Source organism: Propionicimonas sp. (assembly GCF_034927565.1).
Taxonomy (GTDB): Bacteria; Actinomycetota; Actinomycetes; order Propionibacteriales; family Propionibacteriaceae; genus Propionicimonas.
Window position 1 is genome coordinate 1 of sequence record NZ_JAYFPT010000054.1, and the last position, 21,543, is coordinate 21,543.

Genomic DNA, 21,543 nt, shown 5'->3' on the forward strand with positions numbered 1-21,543 from the left:
TCCATGCCGGGGAGTTTGGCGATGTTGGAGTCGATTCGGCGGATCTCCGCCAACCCGTCGGCGCCGTCGAACAGGTGCTTCATCACATGGTCGAGATCCTCGGGTTCTGAGATGGACGAACCGACCGGGCGCCAGGCCTTCTGCAGGGCCAGCCGGGTCAGCGCCCGGGAGACCTTCGACTTCTCCAGCCGCTTGCGGGCCTGGGTGGCATAGAACGCGGTGTGCCGGGTCTCCTGTTGGCCGATCCGCTTCAGCAGCGGGGACAGCGCCGGGTGCTGCTCGAGAGTGGCGAGTCGGCGGTAGGCGGCGGTGGCGCTCCATTCGTTGGCAGCCCCCCAGCTCATGTGGACGGCGATGTAGTCCTCGCCGACAATGTTGCCGAGAATGGACTGCTTGAGCGGGGCCAACTTGTCCTTCCATTCCAGCTTCACCCGCGCCGCCTTCAACTCGTCGTAGTCGACGGTGATGCCGTGCTTGCCCAGGACGGCGGCCAGTGCCTCGCCGTGCCAGTACTCCTCCCGGTTCCACATCGTCATGAACGCGTTGACATCGCGCTCCTTGTGGGACGGGGTGACCAGCAGGTCACGCAAGTAGCAGACCGTGTGGTACTCGACATTGCACATGTAGCGGATGGTGCGCAGGGTGTCCTCGGGCAGCGGTGCGGTGTCGAAGGCATCGAAGTCGAGGTCCGTCCAGGTGACACCCTCGGAGGTCTCCGCGTACTGATCGATGTCGAATGCCATCAGTTTCCTTCCTGCCCGGTTACGGCAACCGTACCCGTCCGCTTCCACTCCACGATGTCCCAGTGGCGGCTGCGGGCATAGCCATAGAGGCCCTGATCGGGATTCACCGCCACCGGATTGCCCACCAGCGACAACCACGACCGGTCCGCCTGGCTGTCCCCATAACCGTACGACTTCGCCAGATCGAAGCCGTGACTGTCCGCGTAGCTGCGCAGCCAGGCCGCCCGAGCTTCTCCGACGATCGGCGGTGCCGCCAGGAAGCCGGTGAGCACCCCGTCCCGGGCGTGCAGGCCGCTGGCCACCACCTCGTCGAAGTACGGTGCGGCCACCTCGGCAAGCAGGTCGACACCGCCAGTCACCAGCACGGTATGGTGCCCGGCGGCGCGGTGCTCGGCCACCCGGACGAGTGCATCAAAGAGGAGGTGCGCACGCAACTGCCGGCCCACCGTGCCCCTGGTGAACCGCTGGATGTCTGCCACCTTCATGCCCTTGTGCAGCCGCAGGAAACTGCGGATGAACTCGCTGCGGTCGCGTCGCTCGGCGGCCAGGTAGCGCGGCAGCAGGGCGAGGATCTTGGTGACCTCGCGCGGCACCGCCGTCATGTCTCGCTCGGAGTTGCGCAGCCACAGGTACTGCTGCACCAGATTGGCGTGCAGGACGGTGCCCTCCATGTCGAACACCGCCACCACGTCCGGCCCAGGGACGAGTGGCTTCTGGGTCCGTTCGGCACGGCCGCCCCGGGTGGTGAAGGCGCGGGTCAGCGACGTGATCGAGGGCAGGTGGACGTCCTGCAGGTAGCGGCTCCAGTCAATCGCTGTGACGTCGAAGCCGGCGGTGTCGCCTAGGCCGTCGCTGACCTGATGGTCGAGTTCGCGGGTGGCGGCGTCGTCGAAGACGACCTCGGACTGGACGTAGGCCTGGTACAGCTCGGAGAACTGGCGCAGCAACTGCAACTTCTGCTGGGTCGAGTTGAGTGAGTCGACCAGAGCTCGCGAGCGCGAGGTGGCCGGCAACCGGGACAACGCCGAGGCGGCGAACTTCGCCCGCGACTCCTTGCGCTTCAGGCCGTTCTCGAACTGGATACCGCCCGGAAACTGCCAGGCCGGAACACTGGTCGGCCCATCCGCGCCCGGGACGGGGTTGGCGGTGAAGTAGCTGCGGATGTTCTCGTACATCTGGTGGATCGGGAGCGGGTTGCTGGCGCCGGAGACCACCTGAAAGTACCGGGCGCGGTCCCGGCGGCCCTCGGTCGCGGCAGCGGCCAGCACGGCGTTGACCACGAAATCGACCGGGACGATGTCCAGCACGCTGTCCGGCAGCCCGGGGAACTCGGGCAGCTGCCCCTTGCCGTAGGCCATGATCAGCGGATCGGCGACCTTGAAACCGTCGATCCAGCCGGGATAGGGGTGCCGCAGCGCGCTCTCGATGATGGACGGGCGCACCACGCTCAGTCGGTGTCGGTTGCCCAGCCACAGTTCCTCGGCCAGCCGTTCGGCCAGCGCCTTGGTGAGCGTGTAGGCGTCCGTCCAGCCAAGGCTCTGGGCACGGGCGCGGCCGTACTCGACCAGCTGCTCGTCCACCCAGGCGCGGCGGGCGGACTCGGTGGCCTCGGCGACAGCCTGCGGGCCCACCTTGCCGACCTGCTGCCGGGCCTCGCGCAGGAATCGGCTCAGCTCTTCGGGGGCGCGCGAGCGCACGTCCACCCGGGAGCGGGCCGACAGGGCTGCCTGTTCCTCCGCCCGCCAGTCGACGTCGTGCTGCACCGGGCCCTCGGTCACCAGCCCCTTGCGGGCGCCGTTGACGTAGGCGGTCGAGACGTGGACGACGTGCGGGTCGGCGCCGGCGTCGAGCAGCCCCTGGTAGAGCCGGGAGACCCCGGTGACATTGGTCGCGAAGGCCTGGTCGATCGGGTCGTCGAAGTTGACCGAACTGGCGCTGTGCAGCACCAGGTCGAGCTTCTCCGGCTCGGGCCCGAGCGTGCCCAGGCCGCCCTCGACCACGAACACCCGGGCGGCGAACTGCCGGGCCGCCTCGTCGGCGCCGACGGCCTGTTTCCAGCGGGAGAAGACCGGCTTGCGAAGCAGGTTCTCCACCCGGTGCTGGGCGCTGAGCGACCCCTTCGGCCGGCCGAGAACCAGGATCGTGGTGTCGGGATGGCTGCTGAGCAAGCGTTCCAGGATGGCCTGTCCGACGAAGCCGGTGCCACCGGTGAGCAGGATCCTGGCGTTCCCGAGGTCGACGCTCATCGCCCGGACGCCTTCGCCGCGCGGCCAGCAGCGGCGGCCACCAGATCGAGTCCTGCGAGGCCTTCGAACGCGTTGAACCGCAGGTCGATCGCTGCCAACTCACGGGCGGGAATCACCTCGCCGAGCAGACGGGCGAGCAGCGCCGGCGGCTCCTCCGGTGCGCCGAGCGGGAAGGCCGCCCGCCGCAGCCGGCGGCGGGCCAGTGGTGCCGCCTTCGGTGAGGCGGCCAGCCGATCACGGGCGTCGGCGGCGAAATACTCGCCGTGCCGGCGCTTCACCGGCAGCAACAGTTCCAGGGTGTGCTGGAACTCCTCGTTGTCGCCCGCCGCCAGCAGCGACTCATAGGCGGCCTGGGTAATCCACTCGTCCAGCGCGCCGGTGAGGGTGTGGACGGCGATCACGTCCTCACCGATCAGGTTGGACACCACCGACTCCCGGATCGGCTCCATCCGCTCACCGAACCCGTGCCGCAGCCGGGCGATCCGCGGTACCCCGCCGGTGACGGACGGTGCGTAGCCCGGATGGGCCGCGACGACCAACTCGAGGGCGTCGGCCACCCAGTACTTCTCGTAGGCCCAGGTGACCAGGAAGGCGGTCAGCCGCGCGTCCTTGTGGGTGGGGGTGACCAGCACGCTGCGCAGATAGCTCAGCGCACTGCGCTCCAGCCGTCCCAGCAGATCGACGATCTCGAGGGTGGCCGGGTCGAGTGGAGCCTGCTCGTAGCGTTCGAGTTGCAGGCTGGCGCGGTGGCTGCCGTGCGCCTCGCGCGCGAATTGCCTCACGTCGAACTCGGCTGCCGGGACGATTCCCGTCGAATCCGACGAGTCGCCGTGCCGGGTCATGCGGTCTCCTCCGAAGGTGCAGCCAATACGCAACGAGGAAGGGTTGCCTGCCCTACCCCAGCGGGTGAGAGGCACGCTACCAGCGGACCGGAACGCAACCGCCGCTGCCCGCCAAGCGGAGGAAAGCTACCCATATTCATGCCGTGATGACTCTGTCACTCTCTGTCGCTCTCTCCGACTCGAATCGGGCCTGCGACCCCGAATGGGAACTCGAGCAGAACGGTTCCGATTCGGGTCAGGGCAGGACGACCCAGCGGGCGAAGACGACGGGTCAGCGGGCGAAGACGTTGTTGCCGACGCCGAAGACGTTCTTCGGGTCGACGGCCTGCTTCAGCGCCTTGACCGCCTCGACGGTTTCGGGGGAGGCCACCCGGTCGACGAAGGGCTTGCGGAGCTTGCCGACGCCATGGTGGTGCGAGATCGAGCCGCCGGCGTCCATGATCGCGGCGCGAATGGTGCGCTCCATCTCGGCGAACTTCTCCTCGCCGTTCTCGGTGCCGCGGTGGTAGAGACCGTGGGTGAAGTAGATGCAGACCCCGGAGTGGTACATCTGCGTGACCCGCGGCGAGGTGAACGGACGGCCGGGGAAGCCCAGCCGCTGGTGCTCGGAGTTGGCAACCCGCTCGACGGCGTCACAGACGTCGTGGATCCGGTCCCAGGGCACCGTGGTCTCGTAGGTCTCGCCGATGATGTAGTAGTCGGCGAGGAAGTCGCGGATGTAGGCAATCGCGTAGGTCAGCATGTAGCCCCGCTCGCCGTTGCCCGAGCCGCCCTGCACGCCACCGAACTGCTTGGCAGTGGCGGCCACCACCTTCTCCTGCAGAGCGACCTCCTCGGCCGACCCCTCGTAGACGATGGTCGCGGCCACCATGGTGTGGTGGTCGAAGCCCTTGATCTTCGTCACGAAGATCTGCTCGACCTTGCCCATCAGCACCTTCGACCCGGTCGGGGCGGCCTTCAGCGACTGCCCCAGCCGGAACTGCAGGTTGTCGACCAACCGGATGCTGGCCGGCTTCACCCCGGTCCGGTTCAACGCCTCCATGAAGGCCACGCCGGTCTGCCAGTCGGAGAAGATCACCGAGCCGTACTTCTTCACCTCGGGCAGCGGATGGACGTGGATCACCGCCTTGGTGATCAGCCCCAGGTTGCCCTCGCTGCCGAACAGCGCCTTCTGCAACTGGATGCCGGGCGATTGCCGCGGCGAGGAGTAGCGCTGCTCGATCACCCCCGACGGCGTCACCAGGGTGATGTTCTCGACCAGGTCCTCGATATTGCCGTAGCGGTTCTTCTTCATCCCGGACGCGTTGGTGGCGATCCAGCCGCCCAGGGTGGACAGCTCGACGCTGTCGGGCTCGTGCCCGCAGGTGAGGCCCTCCTTGGCGAGCAGTTCCTCTAGCCGGCTGCCCTGGACGCCGGCCTGGACGGTGGCGGTCAGGTTGGCCCGGTCGATGGACAGGATCGCGTTCATCCGCTTGGTGTCGACCGAGACGACCATCCGGTCCTCGCCCGCGGGGATCAGCAGCGCGCTGCTCACGTTCGTCCCGCCACCGTAGGGGATCAGGCACACCCCGTGCTCGCCGGCGAGGGTGACCAGCGCCTGGCAGTCCTCGTCGCCTTCCGGCCAGACCACCAGGTCGACGGTGCGGTCGAGGTTGTCGAACAGCACCCGCGAGACCTCCTCGGTGGTGGTCTGCCCGTGGCTGTGCAGCAGACGCTCGGGGTCGTCGGTGGTGAACTGGTCGGTCCGCAGCACCCCGGCGAGCGCGGCCAGGAAGGCCTCGTTGCGATTCACCGGGGTGAGCTTCGGCCGGGCTGTCTCCGGACGCGCGCTGGAGAAATCGATGGTCACGTTCAGCTCGTTGTTGATGAACGGGATCAGGTAGGGCATGCGGTAGCCGCACAGGTTGTAGCGCTCGCCGGTCATCTCAACCGACTGGTCGGGGTGAACGAACAGTTTGGTGTCGCGGTATCCCCAGCGGTGCCCCCACGGCGTCGGATCGAGCGTCGAGGTGTCGCGGTTCAGGGATTTGTCAGCCATAGGTGCGGTCCTTGCCTGAGAGCGTGAAGATCTGGCAGCCGATGCCAGCTGGGTTCAGGCAGCGTAGTCGACGTTCGTCAGGTCGTCGCTGCTGACCAGCATCGGGTCAGGGGTCACTGCGGGAAGACCACCCCTCGCCGTGCCAGCCGGGTATGCGACTCCTCGACGGTGGTCAGCGGGATCACCGTGTCTCCCCGCCCGATCGGCACCACCACGTGGTGGACGGTGTCGGGGTGGACGTGCACCAGGGTGAAGCCCTGACCGGACGCCTGGCCGCGCATCGCCCGTCCAGTGAACAGGTCCTGGGTCTGGCAGGTGGACGTGGCCGCCGCCACTGGGACGCCGGCGAAGGTCCCGAAGCTGCTCTGGTGGAAGTGCCCGGCGAGGATCGTCCGGACGTCGCTGCCGGTCACCACCTCCGCGAGCAGGGCCTGGTCGAGCAGTTCCCAGGCCGCCGCCAGGTCCTGCACCACCGGCAGCGGGGCGTGGTGCATGGCCAGGATCGTCCCCTCGGGCGCGGGATCGGCCAGTTCGGCGGCCAGCCAGTCCAACGATTCCGGAGCCACCCGGCCGTAGTCCTCGCCGGGGACGGTGCTGTCCAGGCAGAGCACCCGCAGGCCACCGAGCCAGTGCACCTGGTTGACCGGGCCGCCGCTCTCCGGCTCCGCCAGAATCTCGGCGCGGAACACCGTCCGCGAGTCGTGGTTACCGTTCAGCCAGATCACACCGGCGCCGATCGCTTCGGCGATCGGGTCGACCAAGGCACGCAGTTCACGGTAGGAGTGAGGGGTGGCGTCGTCGGAAAGGTCACCGGTCACCACCAGCGCCTCAGGGGCGTGCCCGCTGAGCAGCAGGCCGGCGAGCAACTCGGACAGCGGTACCCGCGGGTCGATCACCCCACCCACCAGCGGGTCGTCCGGGTGGCGCAGATGGGTGTCGCTGAGGTGCGCCAGCACATGGTCGGGACGGGTGTGCTCCGGGGTGCGCATCGGACTCCTTCTGGTTGCCGGGACGGTGGCACGGCCGGCGTCCCGCGCTGAACCGGCCGGTTGGGATCAGGGCCGGTGGACGGCCACCAGATGGGCGCGGTGGAGCTGCGACCAGGGGTCGCCCACCGCCAGTTCGACCAGGGTGGCCGGCGGGAACAGCCGGGCCAGCGCGCCGAGTTCGTCCCGGTCGGACGCCGGGTCGGCCAGGCTGTGCACCAGCCCGGGAATGCCGGGGTAGTGGCCCACCACCAGGACGGCGGTGACGTACTCGGGCAGACGGGAGACCTCGGTGGCGATCCGGCCGGCCGGGCAGTTGTAGAGCGCCTCGATCACCGTCGGCGAGACGGCCAGCCCGAGTTCGGCGGCGGTCTGCCGCGCCCGGGCGGCGGAGGAGACCAGCAGTCGCTCGATGCCGGCGCCGGCGAGCAGCCGTCCCACCGCCTGGGCCTGCTCGCGGCCGTGGCCGGTGAGCGGACGATCGCTGTCCCCGCCCCCGGAGGCGGCGAACGCTGCCGCCTGGGCATGTCGCATCACGTAGAGGCGACGGCCACGGGGGGAGGCCATGACGGGCGGTGCCCCGCCGGTCTCAGCGTCCGGCCGGCTTCGTGCGGGTGAACTCGTTCTCGTAGCTGGTGCCGGAGGCCCGTTCCCAGCTGGCCCGGATCTCCATCTCGGCCTCCGATCGGCCGACCCAGACCGCGCCCTCGACCGACTTGCCGGGCTCCAGATCCTTGTAGACGGTGAAGAAGTGCTCGATCTCCAGCAGGCTCAGGTTCGCCAGGTCGGTGAGTTCCTTGATATTGGACTGCCGCTGGTCGGCGACCGGGATGCAGAGCACCTTGTCGTCACCGCCCATCTCGTCCTTCATCCGGAACATCCCGATCGCCCGGCACTCGATCAGGGCTCCGGGGAAGGTCGGCTCGGGGACGAGCACCATGGCGTCCAGCGGGTCGCCGTCCTGGCCCAGGGTGCCCTCGATGAAGCCGTAGTCGTTGGGGTACTGGGTGGAGGTGAACAGGGTGCGATCGAGCCGGATGCGACCGGTGTGGTGGTCCATCTCGTACTTGTTCTTGGTCCCCTTGGGGATCTCAATGGTCACGTCGAAGTGCAGGTTCGGCTGGATCTTCGGCAGGGCGAAAGACGGGTGGGTCATCCGGGACACCTCGGGCTCTCTGTCATCATGGATATGCCTGCGCCGAGGATAGTCCCCGGCGCGGCGTTGTGGCTCATGCCGGTCACCGGTGTGGGAGAAGCAGGCGGCGTTGTGCACCGGATCGGACGGATGTTGTGACTTTCAGGAGGCGGCGGTGATGCCGGCCGGTCTGGTGGCGAAGGCCAGCCGAGAACCGAAGGGTCATGCCACACGGCGACCATCCCCGGTCCTTGGACGCCGGGCGAACCTACCGACGGCCGCCGGTTCACCGCCACCGCGCGGCAGCCGGCGCCCCAGCCGGACATTGAGCGGCGGGCTCGCCGCAGTGGCGCTGACCGGCCTGGTGGGGTGCGGGATCATCCCTCCGGAGTCGCCGGCGGCCGGCTCGCTGACCGTCCCGTCGGCCAGCCCGGGCGCGACGTCCTCCCCGCGCGCCACCACCGCTGCGGCCACTCCCAGCCCGTCCGGGACGGCGGCGACACCGCAGCCCTCGCCGATCGTCCCTCCGCTGCCGACCCCCGCCAAGCTGAAGGCGGCCCTCGGCAAGGTCTCGGCTAAGGGGATCGCCGCCACCGGCACCGTGGTGATGGACCCGGCCAGCGCCACGGTGCTGACCAGCCGCGGGGACGTCCCGATGACGCCGGCGTCGACGATGAAGGTGCTCACCGCGCTGGCGGTGCTCGACACCCTCGGCGCCGACCACCGGTTCACCACCCGGGTCGTGACCGCCTCGGACGGCCACCTGGTGCTGGTGGGTGGCGGTGACCCGTACCTGACCGACAAGAAGTCGTCCAAGGCCTTCGAGGCGGCCTCGCTACAGGAGCTCGCCGAAGCCACCGCGGCAGCGTTGCCCGAGCGCGGCGGCAGCCTGGTGCTCGACTGGGACACGACGCTGTTCACCGGGCCGAGCTGGAACCCGCACTGGCCCAAGCCCTGGCAGGCGGTGTACCCGAAGGTGACCGCGCTGTCGGTCAACAACGGACGCAAGAGCCAGTACGTGGCGCACCCCAACCCGCCCAAGGCCGCCGCCGAAGCCTTCGCCAACCAGCTCAAGGCGGTCGGCGTGACGGTGAAGCTGGGCACGTCGCGCACGGCGGGCAAGGCCGAGGCGGTGGCCGCCGTGCAGTCCGCGCCGCTGACCGAGGTGATCGGCGCGGTGCTGCGGTACAGCAACAACGTCGGTGCCGACATCCTGGCCCGGCAGATGGCCCTCGGCTCCGGTGCCGACCCGAGTTTCACCGGTGCGGGCAAGGCTGTCGCCGGCTGGCTGAAGCAGCGCGGCTGGTGGGCCGACGGCATGGTGATCGATGACGGCAGCGGGCTGTCCAAGCAGTCGAAGGTGAGTCCGTCGGTCCTGGCCAAGGCGATCTCGGGAATGCTGATCACGCCCTCGCTGGCGGGAGTCGGGCAGGGCTTCCCGGTGGCCGGGAAGAACGGCACGCTGAAGAAGCGGTTCGACGACCCCCAGGAGGCCGCCGGACGGGGACGGGTGCACGCCAAGACCGGAACCCTGGCCGGGGTGGCGAGCCTGGCCGGGTATGTGGAGACCAAGGACGGTGCCGTCCTGGTCTTCGCCGCAATGGCCAACCAGGCGGTCGGCCAGACCACCGCCTACAACTGGCTCGACCGGACTGCCGCCGTCCTGGCGGGCTGCGGCTGCCGCTAGCGACCATCGGTTCCGTGGTTCGACGGGACCGTCGTGTCGAACCGCATCGAACCTTCGGTGAGAGCGGGCCGGGAGGCCGATCCGGCAGTCAGCACCTACAGTTGCCCCTATGGAGCAGGTGCCCTACGTCGACTTCGAGCAGGCCGCGCGAACCGGACGGCAGGCCGTCCATCCAGGGCCGGAGCTCAGCCCGGGTCACATCGCGGAGGTGGTGGACGCATTGCGTGCGGCGGCCACGAAGGCGCCGGTGCACGTGGCCGAGGTCTCCGGGATGGGCACCCCGTCCGACGCCCTGACGCTGGTTGTCGACCGAGCCGGCTGGATCCGCGCGATGGCACGCTCCGCGGAGTCCATCCTGGCCGGCCTCGGCGGCCGGACAACACCGTCGAACCCCGTCGACCGGGTACGCGGCCGCACGATCGGTGTGCAGGCGGGGGCGGTGTTCGCCGCCATGGCCCCGCGCATCCTGGGCCAGTTCGACCCCTTCGTCCAACCCCGGCGGCTGTTGCTGGTAGCGCCCAACGTGGTGTCGGTGGAGCGCCAACTGGGGGTGAACCCGACCGATTTCCGGCTGTGGATCTGCCTGCACGAGCAGACCCACCAGGCCCAGTTCGGTTACGCGCCCTGGCTTCCCGGACACCTGGTGGGGATGATGCGGGAGCTCCTCGAGGTGGGCGAACTGCAGGACACCGTCACTGCCGTGACGGGTGCGGCCGCTGCTCTCGGGGTCGGTGGGCCGAAGGAGCGGCCAGATGCGACAGGCGACCGCCAGCGTTCCGTCGCCGACCTGGTGATCGATCCCGAACAGCGGGCCACCTTCGACCAGATGACAGCGATCATGTCGCTCCTGGAGGGCCACGCGGACGTGATGATGGACCGCGCCGGTACCCCGCTGCTGCCGACCCTTCCGGTGATCCGGCGGGCGTTCGAGGGGCACCGTGACCGCGGTGGGTGGTCGGCCCTGCTGGGCAAGCTGCTCGGCATGGACCTCAAACGCGACCAGTACCGCGACGGCGCCGCCTTCTGCAACGCGGTGCTGGACAGGGCCGGCCTGGACGTGCTGAACCTGGCTTTCAGCCAGCCGTCGATGCTGCCCACCCTGGCCGAGATCCACGATCCGCAGCAGTGGCTGGCGCGGGTGGCCCGCTGATGGCGAAACGGGCTCTCGGGCCGGCCACGCTGGCGGTGGTGCAGGCAGTCGAGGCGGTGGCCAGCGGCCCGATGCTGGTGGGCTGCTCGGGTGGTGCCGACTCGTTGGCGCTGGCGGCGGCGGCGTCCATCGTCGCCCGGCGCCGGGGGCTGGCGGTCCGGGTGGTGGTGATCGACCACGGCCTGCAGCCAGGGTCACGGGAGATCGCCGAGACCGTGGTTCGCCAGCTGGGGGAGCAGGGCATCGAGGCGTTGGCGATGAGCGTCGTGGTCGACCGCAACCGCGACGGGATCGAGGCCGCCGCCCGCACCGCCCGCTACGAGGCGTTGACCGCCGCCGCCCGGGGCGAGGAGATCGTGCTGCTCGGCCACACCCTCGACGACCAGGCCGAGAGCGTACTGCTGGGCCTGGCCCGCGGTTCGGGGACGCGGTCGCTGGCCGGGATGCCGGCCCGGCGCGGACGGTTCGTCCGTCCCTTCCTCGGGCTGCGTGCCGAGGTCACCCGGCAGGCCTGTGAGGAGCTCGGCCTGACGGTCTGGGACGACCCGGAGAACTTCGCCTACCGCTACGCCCGGGTCCGGGTGCGCCGCAAGGTGATGCCGAAGATGGAGGCTGAACTCGGTCCGGGGGTGGCCGAGGCGCTGGCCCGCACCGCCCGGCTGGCCCGCGCCGACGCCGACCTGCTGGACGGACTGGCCGCCGCCGAGTTCGCCGCCCGCGGTGGGGAACGGCTCGACGTCGGCTGGCTGGCAGACCTGCCCGACGCACTGCGCCACCGGGTGGTGAAGTCCTGGCTCGCCGGCCAGGGTGGCCGCGACCTGTCCGCGACCCACGTCTGGACGGTCGACGCCCTGGTCACCGACTGGCACGGTCAGGGACCGGTCGACCTGCCCGGCCTTCGCGTCCGCCGCCGACACGATACCCTGCGCGCCGAGCCGGCGGCCTGACGCACGCGTGCTGGGCATGGGGTGCCGGACCCGGGAAGCAGCCTGATACAACTTGTCCATGGCGAGCGAACCCGGCCAGGCAGCGGCGATCGCGGGCGTGGTGGAACGTCCTCGGCTGCATCAGGTGCTCGACTCCTCGCTGGTGCGGGTGTGCATAGCGCAGGGGCCCAGCGGTGCTGGGAAGACCACCCTGGTGCGGAGCTGGGCGCTCCAACAACCCGGCCCGGCGGAGATCGTCTGGGTCTCGCTCGGACCGGGGATCGGCACCCGGCGGGCCTTCTGGCGCCATGTCGCGGGCATCGCTGCCAGACACGGCGACCTGCCGCGGCAGACTGCCGCGCGGGTCGAGGAGCAGATCGACCTGGCTGTCGATCCGGTGCGGATCGCCGCCACACTGTTGGCCTACGCCGGTCCGGTGGTCATCGTGCTGGACGCCTACGAGCACCTCGGTGCGTTGATGCCCGTGATCGACGCGGACCTCGCGCAGCTGCTGTACGCGGTGCCCGGGCTCCGGGTCGTGGTCACCACCCGGGGCCGGACGGACTTGGTCGACCTGGATCCGCCGGGTGGGGTCGTCCGGGTGATCACGCTGAGCGAACTCGCCCTCACCACCGACGAGGTGGGAGCGCTGATCGCGAGCCAGACCGGGATCCGCGACCAGCGCCTGACAGCCTCGGTGGCGCGAGCGACCAGGGGCTTCCCCCTGACCGTGCGCGCGGTGGTGCTCGCACTGGCCCAGCTCGGCCGGATCCCGCGGCTCGACTCCGTGGAGTGGAATGCGGTGGTCGGCGCCCGGCTGGAGTCGCTGCTGCAGGATCCCGACGTCATCGGTTTCGTGACCGACACCAGCGTGCCGCCCTATGTCGACCTGGAACTGGCCGGCAGGCTGAGCGGGAACGGCGAGGCGCGACAGCTCCTGGAGATGCTGGAGCGCAATGGGTTCGGCCGGTGGATTCCCTACGCCCGCGGCCGGCCGGTCTTCCAGTACGTCGAGACGATTCGCGACAGCTTCCGGCTGCGCGCGCTGGGCAGCCCCGACCGGTTCCGGACGTCCTGCGTCACCACCGCGCAGTGGCTGCTCGACAACGAGGAGGTGGTCGACCAGGCGCTGCAGTTCGCGGTGGACGGCGGCGACTGGGCCCTGGCCGACCGGGTCTTCGTCTCGGTGGTGATCAGCAATCCCGACAGCTACATCTCCGACCGGTTCCTGACCAGCCTCCAGCAGATTCCCGAATCGGTACTGCCCGACCATCCGATGCTCGCCTTCGGGCTGGGGCTGGCGCTGATGGCGAACCCCGCCCAGCGGACCCAGGCGCCCCGGATCTTCCGGATCGCCATTGAGTCGCCGGTCATGCCGGCCTACCTCGAGCCGGCGATCGACGTCTTCTCGCTGAACGCCATGCGAGCCATCGCCCAGCGCCTGGCACTGTCGTGGCGGGAATCCTGTGAGGCCACCCGGGTGGTGGTGCGCCAGGTCGACGAGCTTGCTCCGGAGCTCCTGGCCCAGTTCGGGGAGCATGTCGGGACCATCCTGCGCCAGCTGAGCTACTCGCTGCTGCAGGGCGGCCGGGTCCAGGAGGCGATCGCGGCGGCGAGCCGCTCCGTCGCGCTGTGCACCCGTCCCGCACCACGCGCCTACTCGCTGGTCTACGTCGCAGGCATCCGTGCCTTCGCCGGCGAGCCCCTGCAGGCCGACGCCCTGGTGTCCGCCATCGACGGCGACACCTGGCCGGCCGAGATGCGCCACACCTCGATGAACGGCCTCGGCCTGCTCGCCGAGGCCTACGCCTGCCTGGACCGGCTCGCCTTCGCCGAGGCGGTCGACATCCTCCGGGACGCCCGCGAGTACATGCCGCTCAACGAGTACTGGCCGTTCTTCGCCACGGCCGGCGTCCTCGCCCGGCACGGTCTGGGCCAGGCCCAGGCCGAGGCCGAACGGGTCACCCGCGAACTCGGTGCCATCGCTGCGCCTCCGGGTATCGGCGACAACATCGGCACCGAGCACCTGCACGCTGCACTTGCCCTGGCCCAGATGGCCTGCGGGGATCACCGCTCCGCCGCCCGGCTGCTGGCTGCGCACGACCCCGACAGCCCGTACCTGGCCTGGGCCCGGCTGACCTCGCTGCTGGTGCAGGGCCATGACCGGGAGGCGCTGCGCCGGGCGCGTGCGCTGGTGGACCTGCCCGGCCACACCATCCGCACCCGCGTCGAGACCCAGACCATCGCGGCGGTGGCCGCCCTGGGCCAGGCCGAGACCGCCCTTGCCCGTTCCTGGCTGGATGCCGCGGCGGTCGCCTGGGAGAACTACGGGCCTCGGCTCCATGTCGCCCTGCTCGACCCCCGGCATCGCCGGGTGCTGACAGAGTTCGCCCGGCAGCAGTCCTCCCCGGGCCTGGTGCGGTACCTGGAGGTGCCTGTCACCGGCCAGGTGGCGGCGTTGCCGGTCACCGACCTGACCAGTCGCGAACGCGTTGTGCTCGCCGCCCTCGCCGAGCACGACGGCACCCGCGCGATCGCCGAGGCGCTGGTTGTCTCGCCGCACACCGTCAAGACACAGCTGCAGAGCGTCTACCGCAAGCTCGGGGTCAACTCACGGCAGTCGGCGCTGGCGGTGGCGCGTGAACTCGGCCTCCTCGGCCCGTCCGCCTCCGGTCGCGCCGCCGAGTTGCCGGACGAGTAGTCGGAACCACTGGCCTCCCCCCGAATCCGGCGATGGGCTGGTCGCGACGGGCGTGACCGGCGGCAGTAGCGGGTCGAGGGACGGCCCGGCTCACGTCGGTTTAAGCCCGGTACCAGATTTCGGGTGAATGGGGTGAATTGGCCTTCCACAGGGTGATTCGGCGCGGTGGGCTGGGCCAGCATCGGTGCCTGTCGTGCAACCCCCACGGCCCGCCGAGACCGGTGTGCGCCGGCGATCACTGGTCACCGGCACACACCGGCAGGGCCGAATCCGTCAGGAGACCGTCTTGCCCCACATCGACCATGCGGCCGACCACCCGTCCACCCCACGCCTGCGTCGAGCACTCTGTGTCCTGCTCGCCCTGCTCGTCGGACTCGCCGGCCTGGTCGGGCTCCCGCAGGTTGCCCACGCCGCAACCAATGGCATCTCGGCGACCCTGCAGCTGAACGGAACCAGCTACGACGGCACGCCGGTGGTGACCGAGGGGGACGTCCTGACCCTGAAGGTGCAGTACACCGACGATGTCGAGCCGGGCTCGACCGTCGTGTTCGACCTGGGGCCGAACGTCACGCTCACCTCGGTGCCGAGCGGGAACACCGCGATCGCCAGTGTGGTGCAGACCGGTAACAGCGTCGCGGTCACCTTCAAGGACCCCTGGCCGGACGACGTCAACCAGGGTGTCTTCGACCTGAAGTTCACGGTCAACCCGGTGGACGCCAGCGCGCACGACCAGCTCACCTGGTCGATCGACGGCGACCAGACCTCCCGCGACGTGATCGTCCGCAACGCCGGCGACGAGTTCGCCGACGTCACCAACGGGCAGTCCAAGAACCTCTCTCCGGACAACCGCACCAACGTCATGACGGTGGCTGCGGACGGGACTGTCACCCTCAACCCCTCCGTCATCGGCTCCACCCTGACCACCTACACCCTGCGTGTGACCAGCGCCGAGGCGAGGAACGGGTCCACGATCGCCGACCAGTTGCCCGCCAATCTGGCCTACCTGGCCGGCTCGTTCTCGGCCAAGCTGACCACCTGGGACGAGGACGGGCTGAACCGCAGCACCGCGGACTTCGCCTTCTCCCCGGCCATCTCCGGCAACTCCTTCACCAGCAGCGTCGATCTGCCGGCCGACTCGATCCTGGTGATCAGCTACGCCGTCACGGTGCCGGATGAGGCGGCCCGCGCCGCCCTGGAGGCACAGCTGCAGACCGCTGCCGACGACCGTGGCGAACCCGGCAACTTCTCGATCACCCTGCAGAACACCGCCACCTTCGGTACGGAGACCCGCACGGCGGACCTGCGGCTCACCGGCACGATCCCGGCGGCGGCCGGCCCGACCCCCGGCAGTGCCTTCGGCAAGACCTCCGACTGGACCTACCAGGAGCTCCGGGCCAACGCCGACGGCAGCCTTGCTCCGCCCGAGGAGATCGTCTACACCCTCAGCGCCAACCTCGGGCAGTGGGATGGCAGCACCGCTAACTTCACCCTGACCCGCAATGTCGTGATCAGCGACGTCCTCCCGTCCCAGGCCAGCTGGCAGGCCGACGACGCCGACTTCCTCACCGTCACCGGCAACCTTGCGCTCACCCGCGCCGCCGACACGGTTACCTGCTCGGCAGTGGAGATGGCCGTCGACGCCCAGGTCGGCACCTGGTGTGTGGCGGGGCAGACCCTGCTGGTCAACGTCGGCAAGCAGGCGAGCACCTCTGTCCAGGTGGCAGTCAAGGCGCAGGTCGACACCGTCACCGCCCTACCCGCACATCCGGACGGCACCACGATCGCCGATGCCAGCGCCTACCGGTTGCGCAACACCGCGCAGTACTACTACCGCGACACCAGCCCGTACTCCGCCACCCGTGACGCCACGATCGTCACTCTGCCCGAGGACACCTCCGGCGGGATCAACGACTCCAGCGTCTTCACCAAGGAAGGGACGGCCGACGACACCACTGTCGATCCCGGCGACCAGGTGACGGTGCACTACACGATCGCCGTTGCGGCGGGCAAGGGGATCGACGCCCGCGACAGCCGGATCGTCGACTACCTCGACCACGAGGTCTTCGACGTGGACGACCCGGCCACGGTCGCGGTCACCGGCAGCTACGACGGGCAGGCGCTGACCGCCGCCGACTTCGTCACCAGCACCGATGCCGACCAGAATCTCGTGATCGAGTTGAGCGACTCCGGGAAGGCTGTCGTGGATGCCCGCGGCGCCGACAAGCGCTGGGTGGTCACCCTCGCGCTGACCACCGTCCCCTTCGAGGGCAAGCAGACCAAGACGATCACCAACCGGGCCACGCTGTTCGGCGAGACCGGCGAGCCACGCTACTGGTCGCAGGCCAGCAACGAGGCCACCTCCTACGGTGACGAGGCCGAGGTCCGCAAGACCGTCTACAACGCCGACTCCGAGGAGTGGACGCAGACCCTGAAGGCCAGGCGGAACGCCGACGGCACGCTGGCCCGCGGGGTGTTCACCTACCGGGTGGAGTTCATCCCGCACGGTGGCTACGACGCGGTCGTGATCGCCGACGTCCGCGATCTGCTGCCCGCTGGGCTCACCTTCCTCGGTTTCGTCACCGAGGCCAATGCCGCCACCGCTGCCGACCCCACACCGGGACCGGTTGACATCGGCGGCAACATCGAGGCGACCTACGCCGCCGGTGTGGTGACCCTGCAGCAGGCGGACGGGACCGTCCTGGACGCCGGCGAGCCGATCGCGGCCTACTTCGCGGTGCGGGTGGACGACCCGTCGGCCACCGTCCCGATCGTCAACCAGATCGGCACCACCCGCGCGGTGATCGTCCCGGTCTCCTACGCGGTGGGCGACTACGTGTGGATCGACGCCGACTCCGACGGCATCCAGGACGATGACGAGGAGGTGCTGCCCGGGGTGACGGTCGACCTGCTCGACGCTGACGGAAAGGTGGTTGCGACCACCACCACCGACAGCCAGGGCCGCTACCTGTTCGACGAACTGGTGGCCGGCACCTACCGGATCCGGTTCACCCTCACCGAGGAGCAGGCCGAGAAGTACAGCTTCACCGGGCCTGATTCCGGCCGCACCGATGCCGACGACTCCGACGCGATCGCCCAGTCCGGCGGCCGGGTCGGGCTGACAGCTCCGTTCGTTCTGGACGATTCCAACACCGCCCTGACTACCGACTACGACCGGGAGGTGCTGGCCTCGGAGGGCATCGATCCGACCTGGGACGCTGGCGTGGTGCTGAAGCCGCCGGTTGTGGTCGATCCGGGCGACGACACCGATCCCGATTCCGACGATCCGGACGACTCCGATGACGCCGATGACGCCGATGACGCCTTGGCCAACACCGGTGCCACCGCCCTGCCTGCCCTGGTGGGGAGCGCCCTGATGCTGCTGGCCGGCGGAGGTGCGCTGGTGCTGGTCGCCCGCCGCAGGCGCGCCACACCGGAGGAGACCGACTGAGGCCGGTGCGGTGCTCTGAACCGGGCTCCCCGGGCCCGCCGCCGAGGCGGTGGGCCCGGCGAGCCCGGTGGTTGCCGGTCGGGTAGGGTTGCGATCCGTGAGAGCCACTGACATCGAGGGCGATCTGACCACCGTCCTGTACTCCCAGGCCCAGATCGAGCAGCGCATTGCCGAGGTGGCTGCCGAGATCGATCGCGACTACGCCGACTCCAATCCGTTGCTGGTCGGCGTCCTCAATGGCGCGATCATGGTGATGGCCGATCTCTCACGCGCCCTGAAGATCGACTGCGAGATGGACTGGATGGCGATCTCGTCCTACGGTTCGGGCACCCAGTCGTCCGGGGTGGTGCGCATCCTGAAGGACCTCAACACCGACCTGGAGGGCCGCCGCGTCCTGGTCGTGGAGGACATCATCGACACCGGCCTGACCCTCACCTATCTGATGCGCAACCTCGCCTCGCGCAAGCCGGCCAGCCTGGAGATCATGGCGATGTTCCGCAAGCCGGACGCCATGAAGGCGAAGATCGATGTCGCCTATGTCGGTTTCGACCTGCCCAACCAGTTCGTGGTCGGCTACGGCCTCGACTACGCGGGGCGGTACCGCAACCTCACCGATGTCGGCGTCCTGGCCCCGCACGTCTACAGTTGACCGACCAGGGCGGGGTTGGACGCGTTCGGTATCGTCTGGGTGGAGCCGGCCACCTTTCCCGGCCTGACAAAGGTAGGCAATGAAGACCAATCGGTTCCTGCGGTCCCCGTTCATCTGGATCATCCTCGCCTTCCTGGCGATCGTGCTGGTCTTCGATGCGCTGGGAAGCGCTGGTGGCTACACCGACAAGCCCACCTCCGAGGTGCTGGCCGTGATCAACGGCAACGACCCGCTGAAAGAGGTCGTGCTGGTCGACGGCGAGCAGACCATCCGGGTGGAGACCAAGAGCAACCCGCCGGTCAAGATGAGCACCAACTGGGTGGGCGACCAGAGCCAGCAGATCATCGAACGGCTGAACCAGCGCGTTGCCGCCGGAACGCTCGACTCGTGGCGTGGCGAGAACCCGCAGCCCAGCTTCTGGAGCACCTTCCTGTTCAGCGTGCTGCCGCTGATCATCATCGGCGTGCTGTTCTTCATGATGTTCTCCAACCTGCAAGGTGGCGGGAACAAGGTGCTCGGCTTCGGCAAGTCGAAGGCGAAGCTGGCCAGCAAGGACACCCCCAAGACCACCTTCGCCGACGTCGCCGGCTGTGAGGAGGCGATCGAGGAACTGCAGGAGATCCGCGAGTTCCTCGCCGAACCGGCCAAGTTCCAGGCGGTCGGCGCCAAGATCCCCAAGGGCGTGCTGCTCTACGGCCCGCCCGGCACCGGCAAGACGCTGCTCGCCCGGGCTGTCGCCGGCGAGGCCGGCGTCCCGTTCTTCTCGATCTCCGGCTCGGACTTCGTCGAGATGTTCGTCGGCGTCGGCGCCTCTCGCGTCCGCGACCTGTTCGAGCAGGCGAAGGAAGCTGCGCCCGCGATCGTCTTCATCGACGAGATCGACGCCGTCGGACGCCATCGCGGCGCCGGCATGGGCGGCGGCCACGACGAACGCGAGCAGACGCTGAACCAGTTGCTGGTCGAGATGGACGGCTTCGACGTCCACGGCGGCGTGGTGCTGATCGCGGCGACCAACCGTCCCGACGTGCTCGACCCGGCGCTGCTGCGTCCCGGCCGGTTCGACCGGCAGATCCCGGTCGAGGCCCCGGACATGAAGGGACGGCTGCAGATCCTGCGCGTCCACGGGCAGAACAAGCCGCTGGCCCCTGACGTCGACCTGGCATCGGTAGCCCGGCGCACCCCTGGCTTCACCGGTGCTGACCTGGCCAATGTGCTGAACGAGGCGGCGCTGCTGACCGCCCGGCTGAACCTGCGGTTCATTGGTAAAGGTCAACTCGACGAGGCAATCGACCGGGTGATCGCCGGCCCGCAGAAGCGCACCCGGGTGATGAACGAACGTGAACTGCTGATCACCGCCTACCACGAGGGCGGCCACGCCCTGGTCGCTGCGGCGATGCCGGGCACCGATCCGGTGCAGAAGGTGACGATCCTGCCGCGTGGCCGGGCGCTGGGCTACACCATGGTGATGCCGGACGACGACAAGTACTCCCAGACCCGCGGCGAGTTGCTCGACCAGTTGGCCTACATGCTGGGCGGGCGGGCGGCCGAGGAACTGGTCTTCCATGACCCGACCACCGGCGCCAGCAACGACATCGAGAAGGCGACTAAGCTCGCCCGCGCGATGGTCACCCAGTACGGCATGACGGAGACACTGGGTGCCGTGCAGCTGGGCACCTCGGAGTCCGAGCCCTTCCTGGGCCGCGACTTCGGGCACACCCGGGACTACTCCGAAGCCGTGGCCGCGCAGGTGGACGCGGAAGTGTCCAGGCTGATCTCGACCGCCCACCAGGAGGCCTTCGACGTCCTGGAGACCAACCGCGAGGTGCTCGACGAACTGGTCCGCCAGTTGTTCGAGAAGGAGACCCTCGACAAGGAGCAGGTGGCGAAGGTCTTTGAGCCGCTCAAGCGCTGGCCGAAGCGACCGGCCTGGACGGGATCGGCCAGCCGCGTACCGAGTTCGATCCCGCCGGTCGACCCGCCGCCCCCGGCGCCGCAGCCCGAGCCGGTGCCCGTCCCGCAGCCGGGATGGGGTGCCACGGGCGGTGACCAGTACGGCCAGCAGTACGGCCCGGGTGGCTATCCCGGTGGCTACGGCTACCCGCAGCAGCCCTACGGCGGTCAGCCCTACGGCCAGCCGGGTTATCCGCAGCAGCCTTACCCGCAGCAGCCGGGCCAACCCGACCAGTACCCGCCGCAGCCCTACCCGCCGTTCGGACAACAGCCCTACGGGCAGTACGGCGATCCCTACGCACCGCAGCCGTACGGCACACCGCCGGCGGGTGAGCCCCAGCAACCGGACTCCGCTGGCCAGGCCCCGGCCAGCCAGCCTCCGAACGGTCAGCCCCGGACCGGCCAGGGTGAGCAGCCGGACGGCGGCGAGTCCAGGCAGGGCTGAACAATGGCGATCGACCACGAGCGGGTGGCCGCTGCCGTTCGCGAGATCCTGCTCGGCATCGGCGAGGATCCCGACCGGGATGGTCTACGGGATACCCCGGCGCGGGTGGCCAGGGCGTACGCGGAGATGTTCACCGGGCTCGAGTCCAACGCCGGCGAGGTGCTGGCCACCACCTTCGACCTCGGCCATGACGAGATGGTGCTGGTGCGCGACATCGAGGTGTGGAGCACCTGCGAGCATCATCTGCTGCCGTTCACCGGAGTGGCCCACGTGGCCTACATTCCGGCGGGCGGGAAGATCACCGGGCTGTCGAAACTGGCCCGGCTGGTCGACGTCTACGCCAAGCGCCCACAGGTGCAGGAGCGGCTCACCTCCGAGGTGGCCGACGCTCTGGTCGAGCACCTCCGGCCGCAGGGTGTGATGGTGGTGATCGAGTGCGAGCACCTCTGCATGACCATGCGGGGCGTCCGCAAGCCCGGCTCGAAGACGGTCACCAGTGCCGTCCGCGGCACGATGCGCAACCCCGCCACCCGCGCCGAGGCGATGAGCCTGATCATCGGCTGACGGGTGGGACACAGGGATGGCTCCGCTGTCCTG

14 protein-coding genes and 1 pseudogene are annotated in these 21,543 nt (G+C 69.5%); 8 read left to right on the forward strand and 7 right to left on the reverse strand.

The features are described from left to right. The 7 genes from VB080_RS10690 to VB080_RS10720 all read right to left on the reverse strand — a co-directional run. The coding region (locus VB080_RS10690; RefSeq protein ID WP_323418431.1) for a ferritin-like domain-containing protein at positions 1–743 on the reverse strand (743 nt) is incomplete at its 3' end. Beyond that, positions 743–2,989 carry an SDR family oxidoreductase gene (locus VB080_RS10695; protein WP_323418432.1) on the reverse strand — a complete coding sequence of 749 codons (2,247 nt, stop codon included), beginning with the start codon at positions 2,987–2,989 and terminating at the stop codon, positions 743–745. The genes VB080_RS10690 and VB080_RS10695, both read right to left, overlap by 1 nt. After that, complete coding sequence (locus tag VB080_RS10700; protein ID WP_323418433.1) at positions 2,986–3,831, reverse strand: hypothetical protein; 846 nt, start codon at positions 3,829–3,831, stop codon at positions 2,986–2,988. Before VB080_RS10700 ends, VB080_RS10695 begins: the two co-directional genes overlap by 4 nt. 271 nt (positions 3,832–4,102) lie before the next feature. Then, a complete protein-coding gene (locus tag VB080_RS10705; RefSeq protein WP_323418434.1) occupies positions 4,103–5,869 on the reverse strand; it encodes an FAD-binding oxidoreductase in 1,767 nt (588 codons plus the stop codon). Positions 5,870–5,982: 113 nt separating this feature from the next. Then, on the reverse strand, positions 5,983–6,858 hold the full coding sequence (locus VB080_RS10710) for a metallophosphoesterase (RefSeq protein ID WP_323418435.1): 876 nt from the start codon (positions 6,856–6,858) through the stop codon (positions 5,983–5,985). 66 nt (positions 6,859–6,924) lie between these two features. Then, complete coding sequence (locus tag VB080_RS10715; RefSeq protein WP_323418436.1) at positions 6,925–7,422, reverse strand: SixA phosphatase family protein; 498 nt, start codon at positions 7,420–7,422, stop codon at positions 6,925–6,927. A 22-nt stretch (positions 7,423–7,444) separates the two neighbouring features. Next, positions 7,445–8,011 (reverse strand): inorganic diphosphatase, encoded by a 567-nt coding sequence (locus VB080_RS10720; RefSeq protein ID WP_323418437.1) that lies wholly within the window; start codon positions 8,009–8,011, stop codon positions 7,445–7,447. A 325-nt stretch (positions 8,012–8,336) separates the two neighbouring features. Here VB080_RS10720 and dacB point away from each other — a divergent pair, with 325 nt between their 5' ends. The 8 genes and pseudogenes from dacB (at position 8,337) to folE (ending at position 21,510) form a co-directional block, all read left to right on the forward strand. After that, on the forward strand, positions 8,337–9,677 hold the full coding sequence (gene dacB, locus VB080_RS10725; RefSeq protein WP_323418438.1) for a D-alanyl-D-alanine carboxypeptidase/D-alanyl-D-alanine-endopeptidase: 1,341 nt from the start codon (positions 8,337–8,339) through the stop codon (positions 9,675–9,677). 109 nt (positions 9,678–9,786) lie between these two features. Continuing rightward, entirely contained in the window at positions 9,787–10,827 is a 1,041-nt protein-coding gene (locus VB080_RS10730) for a zinc-dependent metalloprotease (RefSeq protein WP_323418439.1), read from the forward strand. Further along, positions 10,827–11,774 (forward strand): tRNA lysidine(34) synthetase TilS, encoded by a 948-nt coding sequence (gene tilS, locus VB080_RS10735; protein ID WP_323418440.1) that lies wholly within the window; start codon positions 10,827–10,829, stop codon positions 11,772–11,774. The genes VB080_RS10730 and tilS overlap by 1 nt, the downstream gene beginning before the upstream one ends. A 58-nt stretch (positions 11,775–11,832) precedes the next feature. After that, complete coding sequence (locus VB080_RS10740) at positions 11,833–14,454, forward strand: LuxR C-terminal-related transcriptional regulator (protein WP_323418441.1); 2,622 nt, start codon at positions 11,833–11,835, stop codon at positions 14,452–14,454. A gap of 286 nt (positions 14,455–14,740) precedes the next feature. Next, a complete protein-coding gene (locus VB080_RS10745) occupies positions 14,741–17,902 on the forward strand; it encodes an SdrD B-like domain-containing protein (RefSeq protein WP_323418442.1) in 3,162 nt (1,053 codons plus the stop codon). Positions 17,903–17,999: 97 nt separating this feature from the next. Continuing rightward, a complete protein-coding gene (gene hpt, locus VB080_RS10750) occupies positions 18,000–18,551 on the forward strand; it encodes a hypoxanthine phosphoribosyltransferase (RefSeq protein ID WP_323418443.1) in 552 nt (183 codons plus the stop codon). A 79-nt stretch (positions 18,552–18,630) separates the two neighbouring features. Beyond that, positions 18,631–20,766 (forward strand): annotated as a pseudogene (gene ftsH / locus VB080_RS10755) (ATP-dependent zinc metalloprotease FtsH); the annotation flags it as partial. 183 nt (positions 20,767–20,949) lie between these two features. Next, positions 20,950–21,510: a GTP cyclohydrolase I FolE gene (folE, locus tag VB080_RS10760; protein WP_323418444.1), complete on the forward strand. Its 561-nt coding sequence runs from the start codon at positions 20,950–20,952 to the stop codon at positions 21,508–21,510. The last annotated feature ends 33 nt before the right edge of the window (positions 21,511–21,543 follow it).